At 50.0% G+C, this 12759-nt stretch carries 8 protein-coding genes and 1 pseudogene; all 9 read left to right on the top strand.

Translation table 11 applies throughout. The features are described 5' to 3' along the window. Window positions 1-227: pseudogene (gene tuf, locus ACO0U8_RS23820) on the top strand (elongation factor Tu); the annotation flags it as partial. Window positions 228-482: 255 nt separating this feature from the next. Beyond that, window positions 483-866 carry a preprotein translocase subunit SecE gene (gene secE / locus ACO0U8_RS23815; RefSeq protein ID WP_034794996.1) on the top strand — a complete coding sequence of 128 codons (384 nt, stop codon included), beginning with the start codon at window positions 483-485 and terminating at the stop codon, window positions 864-866. After that, window positions 867-1412, top strand: a complete 546-nt coding sequence (gene nusG, locus ACO0U8_RS23810) for a transcription termination/antitermination protein NusG (RefSeq protein ID WP_056777953.1) — start codon at window positions 867-869, stop codon at window positions 1410-1412. Window positions 1413-1582: 170 nt separating this feature from the next. Next, on the top strand, window positions 1583-2011 hold the full coding sequence (gene rplK, locus ACO0U8_RS23805; RefSeq protein ID WP_013577413.1) for a 50S ribosomal protein L11: 429 nt from the start codon (window positions 1583-1585) through the stop codon (window positions 2009-2011). Between the two features lie 3 nt (window positions 2012-2014). Next, a complete protein-coding gene (gene rplA, locus ACO0U8_RS23800; RefSeq protein ID WP_122097337.1) occupies window positions 2015-2719 on the top strand; it encodes a 50S ribosomal protein L1 in 705 nt (234 codons plus the stop codon). A gap of 331 nt (window positions 2720-3050) precedes the next feature. Continuing rightward, window positions 3051-3548 (top strand): 50S ribosomal protein L10, encoded by a 498-nt coding sequence (gene rplJ / locus ACO0U8_RS23795; RefSeq protein ID WP_013577411.1) that lies wholly within the window; start codon window positions 3051-3053, stop codon window positions 3546-3548. Between the two features lie 66 nt (window positions 3549-3614). Beyond that, complete coding sequence (gene rplL / locus ACO0U8_RS23790) at window positions 3615-3980, top strand: 50S ribosomal protein L7/L12 (RefSeq protein WP_013577410.1); 366 nt, start codon at window positions 3615-3617, stop codon at window positions 3978-3980. A gap of 330 nt (window positions 3981-4310) precedes the next feature. Continuing rightward, a complete protein-coding gene (gene rpoB, locus ACO0U8_RS23785) occupies window positions 4311-8339 on the top strand; it encodes a DNA-directed RNA polymerase subunit beta (protein WP_056777959.1) in 4029 nt (1342 codons plus the stop codon). A 91-nt stretch (window positions 8340-8430) separates the two neighbouring features. Next, entirely contained in the window at window positions 8431-12654 is a 4224-nt protein-coding gene (gene rpoC, locus ACO0U8_RS23780; protein ID WP_056777962.1) for a DNA-directed RNA polymerase subunit beta', read from the top strand. Window positions 12655-12759: the final 105 nt, after the last annotated feature.

Below are 12759 nucleotides of genomic sequence, written 5' to 3'. Positions count from 1 at the left end.
ATACTCCATTCTTCAAAGGCTACCGTCCACAGTTCTACTTCCGTACAACTGACGTGACCGGTACTATCGAACTGCCAGAAGGCGTTGAGATGGTAATGCCTGGTGACAACGTGAACATGGTTGTTACCCTGATCCACCCAATCGCGATGGATGACGGTCTGCGTTTCGCAATCCGTGAAGGCGGCCGTACTGTAGGCGCTGGTGTTGTTGCTAAAGTTATCGCTTAATTGCCGATTGACTTTTTTGTCACTATACGTTGACGCAATACACACTAAAAGGGCATCATTCGATGCCCTTTTTTCTACGCTGTGGCGCGAGAACCTATCTCATCAGCGATTTATACGTCATAATCATTGGTGAGATAGGCTCTGAGATATAGCGTAAAACACCGAATTGCGCTCAAGTAGAGCATCGATCGGTTTGGTTTGCCTCGCAATGCGAGGCAAAGTTGTTTGTTCTGAATCATTGCGACGGGTTGGTTTATGAGTGCGAATACCGAGGCTCAAGGGAGCGGGCGCGGCCTGGAAGCGGTAAAGTGGCTGGTTGTTGCCGTTTTGTTGGTTGTAGCAATTGTAGGTAACTATTATTACCGTGCATACAGCCTGCCGTTACGCGCGTTAGCTGTAGTTGTTATTATCGCAATTGCAGGCGCAGTGGCATTATTGACCACTAAAGGCAAAGCGACGGTTGCGTTTGCTCGTGAAGCGCGCACCGAAGTACGTAAAGTCATTTGGCCAACGCGCCAGGAAACATTGCATACCACACTGATCGTTGCTGCGGTGACTGCCGTTATGTCTCTGATTCTGTGGGGGCTGGATGGAATTTTAGTCCGCCTGGTATCTTTCATTACTGGTCTGAGGTTCTAAATGTCTGAAGCACCTAAAAAACGTTGGTACGTCGTTCAGGCGTTTTCCGGCTTTGAAGGCCGCGTAGCGCAATCGCTGCGTGAGCACATCAAGTTACATGACATGGAAGAGCTGTTTGGCGAAGTCATGGTTCCAACTGAAGAAGTGGTTGAGATCCGTGGTGGCCAGCGTCGCAAGAGCGAGCGCAAGTTCTTCCCTGGCTATGTGCTGGTTCAGATGGTGATGAATGACGCCAGCTGGCACTTAGTTCGCAGTGTTCCTCGCGTGATGGGCTTCATTGGTGGGACATCTGACCGTCCTGCTCCAATCAGCGATAAAGAAGTTGATGCGATCATGAACCGCCTGCAACAAGTCGGTGATAAACCACGTCCTAAAACATTGTTTGAACCAGGTGAACTGGTACGTGTTAGTGACGGGCCGTTTGCAGACTTTAATGGTGTGGTTGAAGAAGTCGATTACGAAAAAAGCCGCCTGAAAGTGTCTGTTTCCATCTTTGGCCGTGCAACACCGGTTGAACTGGACTTCGGTCAGGTTGAAAAAGGCTAACAACAGCGTTCTATAATCATTAGAACAGATGTTGTACAGGGCGCGAAATTGAACTATAATTTCGCGCCTTTTGTTTTTATGTGCAGCCTCTGCGCGTAAAACTGTAAAGTACTACAAATAACGGGGAGCCTCTTCAAACAGGCGATATCACCCAAACGAGGATATTTACCATGGCCAAGAAAGTACAAGCCTACGTTAAGCTGCAAGTTGCAGCTGGTATGGCAAACCCAAGTCCGCCAGTTGGTCCAGCTCTGGGTCAACAAGGCGTGAACATCATGGAATTCTGTAAGGCGTTCAATGCTAAGACTGATAGCATGGAAAAAGGCCTGCCAATTCCTGTTGTTATTACTGTTTATTCTGACCGTTCTTTCACTTTTGTTACCAAAACCCCTCCTGCAGCAGTACTGCTGAAGAAAGCGGCTGGTATCAAGTCTGGTTCCGGCAAGCCGAACAAAGACAAAGTGGGTAAAGTAACGAGTGCTCAGGTTCGTGAAATCGCAGAAACCAAAGCTGCGGACATGACTGGTTCTGACGTTGAAGCGATGACTCGCTCCATCGAAGGTACTGCTCGTTCCATGGGCCTGGTAGTGGAGGATTAATAGATGGCTAAGCTGACCAAGCGCATGCGCGTGATCCGTGACAAAGTTGATGCTACTAAACAGTATGACATCACCGAAGCCGTTGCTCTGCTCAAAGAGCTGGCCACTGCTAAATTCGTAGAAAGCGTGGACGTTGCCGTTAACCTCGGCATCGACGCACGTAAATCTGATCAAAACGTTCGCGGTGCAACCGTTCTGCCACACGGCACCGGTCGTTCTGTTCGCGTTGCCGTCTTCGCTCAAGGTGCTAACGCTGAAGCTGCTAAAGCTGCAGGCGCTGAACTGGTAGGCATGGAAGATCTGGCTGATCAGATCAAAAAAGGCGAAATGAACTTCGACGTTGTTATCGCATCTCCAGATGCAATGCGCGTTGTTGGCCAATTAGGTCAGGTACTGGGTCCACGCGGCCTGATGCCTAACCCGAAAGTTGGTACTGTAACTCCTAACGTTGCTGAAGCGGTTAAGAACGCTAAAGCAGGTCAGGTTCGTTATCGTAACGACAAAAACGGCATCATCCATACCACTATCGGTAAGGTTGATTTCGAGTCAGACAAGCTGAAAGAAAACCTTGAAGCTCTGCTGATCGCGCTGAAAAAAGCGAAGCCTTCCCAGGCTAAAGGCGTTTTCATCAAGAAAGTAAGCCTGTCCACTACAATGGGCGCAGGTGTTGCTGTTGATCAAAGCGGCCTGAGCGCAGTAGTTAACTAATTAACTACCTGTGTTTATCGCTTTACGCGGGTGGTGGATTTGTATAGAATCTATCGCCCGTTGTTTCGTTAATGCGAAACCAAGAATTTTTCGGTTGGAGCCTGGCCTATCCAGGCCTCCGTCCAAGACCGCAGGTGTCCCGTAAGGGACTTAATCCTTCCTGCGTAGACGGTGACAGAGCCTGAAGAAAGTATTTCTTTTTTATTATTAATTAAGATTTGTCTTTGCTGGATTCTCTGCTCACCGTGTTTGAACGCTTGATATCGATCTCGATAACAAGTGATGTGAGTTCCGGGGATTTTCCCCGGCTAAATCCAGGAGCAAAAAGCTAATGGCATTAAATCTTCAAGACAAACAAGCGATTGTTGCTGAAGTCATCGAAGTAGCCAAAGGCGCGCTGTCTGCGGTTGTTGCGGATTCCCGTGGCGTAACTGTAGATAAAATGACTGAACTGCGTAAAGCAGGTCGTGAAGCTGGCGTTTACATGCGTGTTGTTCGTAACACCTTGATGCGTCGCGTCGTAGAAGGTACTCAGTTTGAGTGCCTGAAAGACACGTTTGTCGGTCCAACCTTGATTGCATTCTCTACTGAACACCCAGGCGCTGCTGCCCGTCTGTTCAAAGATTTCGCTAAAGCGAATGCAAAATTTGAGGTTAAAGCTGCGGCCTTTGAAGGTGAGTTTATCTCTGCGGCTCAAATCGACCGCTTGGCAACTCTGCCTACTTACGAAGAAGCAATCGCACGCCTGATGGCAACCATGAAAGAAGCCTCTGCAGGCAAATTGGTTCGCACTCTGGCTGCTGTACGCGATCAGAAAGAAGCTGCTTAATCAGCCTTTTTTATCTCGTTCATTTGCTTACGTATAAACTATTTCTGAATTCTAGGAACACTTGAAATGTCAATCACTAAAGAACAAATCATTGAAGGCGTTGCAGCTCTGTCTGTAATGGAAATCGTTGAACTGATCTCCGCTATGGAAGAAAAATTCGGCGTTTCTGCTGCTGCTGCTGTTGCAGGTCCTGCTGCTGCTGCTGAAGCTGTTGAAGAAAAAACTGAGTTCGACGTTGTTCTGGCTGCTGTTGGCGCGAACAAAGTTGCAGTTATCAAAGCTGTTCGTACCGCGACTGGCCTGGGTCTGAAAGAAGCAAAAGACCTGGTTGAGTCTGCTCCAGCAGCTCTGAAAGAAGGCATCAGCAAAGACGACGCTGAAGCTCTGAAAAAATCTCTGGAAGAAGCTGGTGCTTCTGTTGAAGTTAAGTAAGTTTAACTTCCCGGAGTGCAGTCTGTCCTAACAGACTGATGGCTGGTGACTTTTTAGTCACCAGCCTTTTTGCGCTATAGAGTGTCAGTGGTGTTTCACACTGTTTGAGCACTGAACTACTCTAATATCTCTTCTTGAGACGCCTTAATATATTGATGCCGCTTGCTATGGCTCATCCATAGATAATGCACAACGAAATGATTTAAGAGTGATAGAAACAGATATTGCGGAAAGCGTTTCTGCTTTCCGATCGACATAAACGGTGTTGCATGAACTGTCCTTCTCAGGGCAGACAAGATTGGGTCACTGATCAGCGAGCTGAGGAACCCTATGGTTTACTCCTATACCGAGAAAAAACGCATTCGTAAGGATTTTGGTAAGCGTCCACAAGTTTTGGACATTCCCTTTCTCCTTTCTATCCAGCTTGACTCGTTCCAGAAGTTTATCGAGCAAGATCCGGAAGGCCAGCACGGTTTGGAAGCTGCATTCCGTTCTGTATTTCCTATCAAAAGCTACAGCGGCAATTCTGAGCTGCAATACGTTAGCTACCGTCTTGGTGAGCCAGTATTCGACGTTAAAGAATGCCAGATCCGTGGTGTAACTTTCTCCGCGCCATTGCGTGTGAAACTGCGTCTGGTTATCTACGAGCGTGAGGCACCAGAAGGTACGGTCAAAGACATCAAGGAACAAGAAGTCTATATGGGCGAAATTCCGCTCATGACCGAAAATGGTACCTTTGTGATTAACGGTACTGAGAGGGTTATCGTATCTCAGCTTCACCGTAGTCCAGGTGTATTCTTCGACAGTGATAAGGGTAAAACCCACTCCTCGGGTAAAGTGCTGTACAACGCACGTATCATCCCTTATCGCGGTTCATGGTTAGATTTCGAGTTTGACCCGAAAGATAACCTGTTTGTACGTATTGACCGTCGCCGTAAATTGCCAGCGACCATCATTCTGCGTGCATTAAGCTATACCACAGAGCAGATCCTTGACCTGTTCTTTGAAAAGGTGACTTACCAGATCCGCGACAACAAGTTGCAGATGGAGCTGGTACCTGAGCGCCTGCGTGGTGAAACAGCCTCGTTTGATATCGAAGCTGACGGCAAAGTCTATATCGAGAAAGGCCGCCGTATCACTGCCCGCCATATTCGTCAGCTTGAAAAAGACGACATTCAGCGCATCGAAGTTCCTGTTGAGTACATCGCAGGGAAAGTAGTTGCTAAAGACTACATCGACACCAATACCGGTGAGCTGATTGTTCCTGCGAATATGGAATTGTCTCTGGATTTACTGGCTAAACTGAGCCAGGCCGGACACAAAACCATTGAAACGCTGTTCACCAACGATCTCGACCATGGCGCGTACATGTCCGAGACAATCCGCGTCGACCCAACCAGCGATCGCCTGAGCGCGCTGGTTGAGATCTATCGCATGATGCGTCCTGGTGAACCACCAACGCGTGAAGCAGCTGAAACTCTGTTCGAGAACCTGTTCTTCTCCGAAGATCGTTACGACCTGTCTGCTGTAGGTCGTATGAAGTTCAACCGTTCTCTGCTGCGTGATGAAATCGAAGGTTCAGGTATCCTGAGCAAAGACGACATCATCCAGGTCATGAGAAAGCTGATCGGCATTCGTAACGGCCAGGGCGAAGTGGATGATATTGACCACTTGGGCAACCGTCGTATTCGTTCTGTCGGCGAAATGGCTGAAAACCAATTCCGTGTAGGTTTGGTTCGTGTTGAGCGTGCTGTTAAAGAGCGTCTGTCTCTTGGTGACCTCGATACACTGATGCCTCAGGACATGATCAACGCGAAGCCAATTTCGGCTGCGGTGAAAGAGTTCTTCGGTTCAAGCCAGCTGTCACAATTTATGGACCAGAACAACCCGTTGTCTGAGATTACGCACAAACGTCGTATCTCTGCATTGGGCCCGGGCGGTTTGACCCGTGAACGTGCTGGCTTTGAAGTTCGAGACGTACACCCGACGCACTACGGTCGCGTATGTCCAATCGAAACGCCAGAAGGTCCAAACATCGGTCTGATCAACTCCTTGTCTGTGTATGCACAGACCAATGAGTATGGTTTCCTGGAAACCCCTTACCGCCGTGTGCGTGAAGGTATGGTTACCGATGAAATTAACTACCTGTCTGCCATCGAAGAAGGCAACTTTGTTATCGCTCAGGCGAACTCCAACCTGGATGACGAAGGCCACTTCCTGGAAGATTTAGTCACTTGTCGTAGCAAAGGCGAATCAAGCCTGTTTAGCCGCGATCAGGTTGACTACATGGACGTTTCCACCCAGCAGATCGTCTCCGTTGGTGCTTCTCTGATTCCATTCCTGGAACACGATGACGCCAACCGTGCATTGATGGGTGCGAACATGCAACGTCAGGCAGTTCCAACTCTGCGTGCTGATAAGCCGCTGGTGGGTACTGGTATGGAACGTGCTGTTGCGGTTGACTCCGGTGTTACTGCCGTAGCTAAACGCGGTGGTACAGTTCAGTACGTTGATGCATCCCGTATCGTTATTCGTGTAAACGAAGATGAGATGAATCCAGGCGAAGCAGGTATCGACATTTATAACCTGACTAAGTACACCCGTTCTAACCAGAACACCTGCATCAATCAGATGCCGTGTGTGAATCTGGGCGAACCAATCGAGCGCGGCGACGTGCTGGCAGATGGTCCGTCAACAGATCTGGGCGAACTGGCACTGGGTCAGAACATGCGTGTCGCGTTCATGCCTTGGAACGGTTACAACTTCGAAGACTCCATCTTGGTCTCCGAACGTGTAGTGCAGGAAGACCGCTTCACCACTATCCATATCCAGGAACTGGCATGTGTGTCACGCGACACCAAGTTAGGGCCTGAAGAGATCACTGCAGACATCCCGAACGTGGGTGAAGCTGCACTTTCTAAACTGGATGAATCCGGTATCGTTTATATCGGTGCTGAAGTGACCGGTGGTGACATTCTGGTTGGTAAGGTGACGCCTAAAGGTGAAACCCAGCTGACGCCAGAAGAGAAACTGCTGCGTGCGATCTTCGGTGAGAAAGCGTCTGACGTTAAAGACTCTTCTCTGCGTGTACCAAACGGCGTTTCCGGTACGATTATTGACGTTCAGGTCTTCACCCGCGATGGCGTGGAAAAAGACAAACGTGCGTTAGAAATCGAAGAAATGCAGCTGAAACAGGCTAAGAAAGACCTGACTGAAGAGCTGCAAATTCTGGAAGCTGGTCTGTTTGCACGTATCCAGTCTGCGCTGGTTGCTGGCGGTGTTGAAGCTGACAAGCTGGGCAAATTGCCTCGCGATCGTTGGTTAGAACTGTCACTGACTGACGAAGACAAACAGAATCAGTTGGAACAGCTTGCTGAACAGTACGACGAACTGAAATCCGAGTTTGAGAAAAAACTCGAAGCTAAGCGTCGTAAGATCACTCAGGGCGATGACCTGGCACCAGGTGTGCTGAAAATCGTTAAAGTGTATCTGGCCGTTAAACGTCAGATCCAACCTGGTGACAAAATGGCAGGCCGCCACGGTAACAAAGGTGTTATCTCCAAGATCAACCCGATCGAAGATATGCCTTACGATGAAAACGGAACTCCTGTTGATATCGTACTGAACCCGTTGGGCGTTCCATCACGTATGAACATTGGTCAGATTTTAGAAACCCACCTGGGTATGGCTGCGAAGGGTATTGGTGAAAAAATCAATGCCATGCTGAAGAAACATGAAGAAGTTTCTAAGCTGCGCGAGTTCATCCAGCGTGCCTATGATCTGGGCGACGACGTACGTCAGAAAGTAGATCTGACCACCTTTACCGATGACGAAGTATTGCGTCTGGCTGAGAACCTGAAAAAAGGTATGCCAATCGCAACACCAGTCTTCGACGGTGCGAAAGAGACAGAGATCAAGCAATTGCTTGAAATGGGCGGAATCCCAACCTCTGGCCAGATCACACTGTTTGACGGCCGTACCGGCGAGCAATTCGAGCGCCAGGTTACCGTCGGCTACATGTACATGCTGAAACTGAACCACCTGGTTGACGATAAAATGCACGCGCGTTCTACCGGTTCTTACAGCCTCGTTACTCAGCAGCCGCTGGGTGGTAAAGCTCAGTTCGGTGGTCAGCGCTTCGGTGAGATGGAAGTATGGGCACTGGAAGCATACGGTGCCGCGTATACCCTGCAGGAAATGCTGACTGTTAAGTCCGATGACGTGAACGGCCGTACCAAGATGTATAAAAACATCGTGGATGGCGATCACCGGATGGAACCAGGCATGCCGGAATCCTTCAACGTATTGTTGAAAGAAATCCGCTCTCTGGGTATCAACATCGAGCTGGAAGACGAGTAAGTACTCGAATTCGCATTGATCACAGGGGCACCTGCCTGTTTAGCAATAGACAGCAGGTGCCTAACAGGTCTAACCCGACGGGAGCCAATCCGTGAAAGACTTACTAAAGTTTCTGAAAGCGCAAACTAAGACCGAAGAGTTTGATGCGATCAAAATTGCTCTGGCATCGCCAGACATGATCCGTTCTTGGTCTTTTGGTGAAGTTAAGAAGCCAGAAACCATTAACTACCGTACGTTCAAACCAGAACGTGACGGCCTTTTCTGTGCCCGTATCTTCGGACCAGTAAAAGACTACGAATGCCTGTGCGGTAAGTACAAGCGTTTAAAACATCGCGGCGTGATCTGCGAGAAGTGCGGCGTTGAAGTGACCCAGACTAAAGTACGCCGTGAGCGTATGGGCCACATCGAACTGGCTTCCCCGACTGCACACATCTGGTTCCTGAAATCGCTGCCATCGCGCATCGGTTTGCTGTTGGATATGCCACTGCGTGACATCGAACGTGTTCTGTACTTCGAATCCTATGTGGTTATCGAAGGCGGCATGACTAACCTCGAAAAACGCCAGATCCTGACTGAAGAGCAGTATCTGGATGCGTTGGAAGAGTTTGGTGATGAGTTCGACGCGAAGATGGGTGCGGAAGCTATTCAGGCCCTGTTGAAAAACATGGATCTGGAAGCAGAGTGCGAGCAACTGCGTGAAGAGTTGAACGAAACTAACTCCGAAACCAAACGTAAAAAGCTGACCAAGCGTATCAAGCTGCTGGAAGCGTTCGTTCAGTCTGGTAACAAACCAGAGTGGATGATCCTGACCGTGCTGCCGGTACTGCCGCCAGACTTGCGTCCATTGGTTCCGTTGGACGGCGGCCGTTTCGCTACGTCGGATCTTAACGATCTGTATCGTCGCGTTATCAACCGTAACAACCGTCTGAAACGCCTGCTGGATCTGGCTGCGCCAGATATCATCGTACGTAACGAAAAACGTATGCTGCAAGAAGCGGTAGATGCTTTGCTGGATAACGGCCGTCGCGGTCGTGCAATCACCGGCTCTAACAAGCGTCCGCTGAAATCTCTGGCAGACATGATTAAAGGTAAACAGGGTCGTTTCCGTCAGAACTTGCTGGGTAAACGTGTCGACTACTCTGGTCGTTCCGTTATCACCGTAGGTCCATACCTGCGTCTGCACCAGTGTGGTCTGCCGAAGAAAATGGCACTGGAACTGTTCAAACCGTTCATTTACGGCAAGCTGGAACTGCGTGGCCTGGCCACCACCATCAAAGCCGCGAAGAAAATGGTTGAGCGCGAAGAAGCTGTCGTTTGGGATATCCTGGACGAAGTTATCCGCGAACACCCGGTACTGCTGAACCGTGCACCAACCCTGCACCGTTTGGGTATCCAGGCGTTTGAACCGGTTCTGATCGAAGGTAAAGCAATTCAGCTGCACCCGCTGGTTTGTGCGGCATATAACGCCGACTTCGATGGTGACCAGATGGCTGTTCACGTACCGTTGACGCTGGAAGCTCAGCTGGAAGCGCGTGCGTTGATGATGTCTACCAACAACATCCTGTCACCTGCGAACGGCGAGCCAATCATCGTTCCTTCTCAGGACGTTGTATTGGGTCTGTATTACATGACCCGTGACTGTGTTAACGCCAAAGGCGAAGGCATGGTTCTGACCGGTCCTAAAGAAGCTGAGCGTATTTACCGCGCCGGTTTGGCCTCTCTGCATGCGCGTGTCAAAGTGCGTATCACTGAAGAGATCAAAAATACCGAAGGCGAAGTTACGCACAAGACGTCGATTATCGACACGACTGTAGGTCGCGCCATCCTTTGGATGATCGTACCTAAAGGTCTGCCGTTCTCCATCGTCAACCAGCCTCTGGGCAAAAAAGCTATCTCCAAAATGCTGAACACCTGTTACCGCATTTTGGGCCTGAAGCCGACCGTTATTTTTGCTGACCAGATCATGTACACCGGTTTTGCTTACGCTGCCCGTTCAGGCGCGTCAGTCGGTATCGATGACATGGTAATCCCTGCGAAGAAAGCAGAGATCATCGAAGAAGCAGAAACCGAAGTTGCTGAAATCCAGGAACAGTTCCAGTCTGGTCTGGTAACTGCTGGCGAACGCTATAACAAAGTGATCGACATCTGGGCTGCGGCCAACGAACGTGTTGCTAAGGCAATGATGGAAAACTTGTCTGTTGAAGACGTCGTCAACCGTGACGGTGTTGTTGAACAGCAGGTTTCCTTCAACAGTATCTTTATGATGGCCGACTCCGGTGCGCGTGGTTCTGCTGCACAGATTCGTCAGCTGGCCGGTATGCGTGGCCTGATGGCGAAACCAGATGGTTCCATCATTGAAACGCCAATCACCGCGAACTTCCGTGAAGGTCTGAACGTACTCCAGTACTTCATCTCTACTCACGGTGCGCGTAAAGGCTTGGCGGATACCGCACTGAAAACGGCTAACTCCGGTTATCTGACCCGTCGTCTGGTTGACGTGGCGCAGGATCTGGTTGTGACCGAAGACGACTGTGGAACTCACGAAGGCATCATGATGACTCCGGTCATCGAAGGTGGCGACGTTAAAGAACCACTGCGTGAACGTGTACTGGGTCGTGTGACTGCAGAAGATATCCTCAAGCCGGGTACGGCGGATATCCTGGTTCCACGTAACACCCTGCTTCACGAGAAGACGTGTGATCTGTTAGAAGAGAACTCCGTCGACAGCGTGAAAGTACGTTCAGTCGTAAGTTGCGAAACTGACTTTGGTGTGTGTGCAAACTGCTACGGTCGCGACCTGGCACGTGGTCACATCATCAACAAAGGTGAAGCGATCGGTGTTATTGCAGCACAGTCCATCGGTGAGCCGGGTACCCAGCTGACGATGCGTACGTTCCACATCGGTGGTGCGGCATCTCGTGCGGCAGCAGAATCCAGCATTCAGGTTAAGAACACCGGTACCATTAAACTGAGCAACCACAAGCACGTTAGCAACTCTAACGGCAAACTGGTTATCACTTCCCGTAACACTGAGCTGAAATTGATCGACGAATTCGGTCGTACCAAAGAAAGCTATAAAGTGCCTTACGGTTCCGTGATGGGCAAAGGTGATGGCGCATCTGTTAACGGCGGCGAAACCGTTGCTAACTGGGATCCGCACACCATGCCAGTTATCAGTGAAGTGAGTGGTTTCATTCGCTTTGCCGATATGGTTGATACTCAGACCATTACACGTCAGACAGATGACCTGACCGGTTTGTCTTCTCTGGTAGTTCTGGATTCTGCAGAGCGTACCGGTAGCGGTAAAGACCTGCGTCCGGCACTGAAAATCGTTGATGCTAAAGGCGACGACGTATTGATCCCAGGTACAGATATGCCTGCTCAATACTTCCTGCCAGGTAAAGCGATTGTTCAGCTGGAAGATGGTACGCAGATCCACTCTGGTGACACCCTGGCGCGTATTCCTCAGGAATCCGGCGGTACCAAGGACATCACCGGTGGTCTGCCACGCGTTGCTGACCTGTTCGAAGCACGTCGTCCGAAAGAGCCTGCAATCCTTGCTGAAATCAGCGGGATCATCTCCTTCGGTAAAGAAACCAAAGGCAAACGTCGTCTGGTAATTTCTCCGTTGGATGGCAGCGATGCTTACGAAGAAATGATCCCTAAATGGCGCCAGCTGAACGTGTTCGAAGGCGAAATTGTGGAACGTGGTGACGTCGTATCCGACGGCCCTGAGTCTCCGCACGACATTCTGCGTCTTCGTGGTGTTCACGCGGTTACCCGCTACATCACCAACGAAGTGCAGGAAGTTTACCGTCTGCAAGGCGTTAAGATTAACGATAAACACATCGAAGTTATCGTTCGTCAGATGTTGCGTAAAGGCACCATCGTTAGCGCTGGTGGCACAGACTTCCTGGAAGGCGAGCAGGCAGAAATGTCTCGCGTTAAAATCGCTAACCGTAAGCTGGAAGCTGAAGGCAAAATCACGGCAACATTCAGCCGTGACCTGCTCGGTATCACCAAAGCATCTTTGGCGACCGAATCCTTCATCTCCGCTGCGTCGTTCCAGGAAACCACGCGCGTTCTTACCGAAGCGGCAGTTGCCGGTAAGCGTGATGAACTGCGTGGCCTGAAAGAGAACGTTATCGTGGGTCGTCTGATCCCAGCCGGTACCGGTTACTCTTACCATCAGGAACGTGCTCGTCGTAAAGCACAGGGTGAAGTGCCAGTTGTACCGCAGGTAAGCGCGGATGAAGCAACGGCTAACCTGGCTGAACTTCTGAACGCAGGTTTCGGTAACAGCAACGACGAGTAATCGTCTTCTGTCGAAACGCATAAAGCCGCTCCTTAGGGAGCGGTTTTTTTTTGCCTGAAATCAGAGAAGATGATGTTGAGGGAGTCAAAGAGGTGCCGGAACAAG

Origin of the sequence: Rahnella sp. EDr1-12 (assembly GCF_049206505.1) — a bacterium.
In the GTDB taxonomy this organism is placed as follows: Bacteria; Pseudomonadota; Gammaproteobacteria; order Enterobacterales; family Enterobacteriaceae; genus Rahnella; species Rahnella rivi.
This window is presented reverse-complemented; position numbering and strand designations above follow the sequence as displayed.

Excerpts from the sequence above, each read along its gene's own strand:
- rpoB (WP_056777959.1), top strand. The coding sequence starts at position 4,311 with ATGGTTTACTCCTATACCGAGAAAAAACGCATTCGTAAGGATTTTGGT.
- secE (WP_034794996.1), top strand. The coding sequence starts at position 483 with ATGAGTGCGAATACCGAGGCTCAAGGGAGCGGGCGCGGCCTGGAAGCG.
- rplJ (WP_013577411.1), top strand. The coding sequence starts at position 3,051 with ATGGCATTAAATCTTCAAGACAAACAAGCGATTGTTGCTGAAGTCATC.
- rplK (WP_013577413.1), top strand. The coding sequence starts at position 1,583 with ATGGCCAAGAAAGTACAAGCCTACGTTAAGCTGCAAGTTGCAGCTGGT.
- rplL (WP_013577410.1), top strand. The coding sequence starts at position 3,615 with ATGTCAATCACTAAAGAACAAATCATTGAAGGCGTTGCAGCTCTGTCT.
- nusG (WP_056777953.1), top strand. The coding sequence starts at position 867 with ATGTCTGAAGCACCTAAAAAACGTTGGTACGTCGTTCAGGCGTTTTCC.
- rplA (WP_122097337.1), top strand. The coding sequence starts at position 2,015 with ATGGCTAAGCTGACCAAGCGCATGCGCGTGATCCGTGACAAAGTTGAT.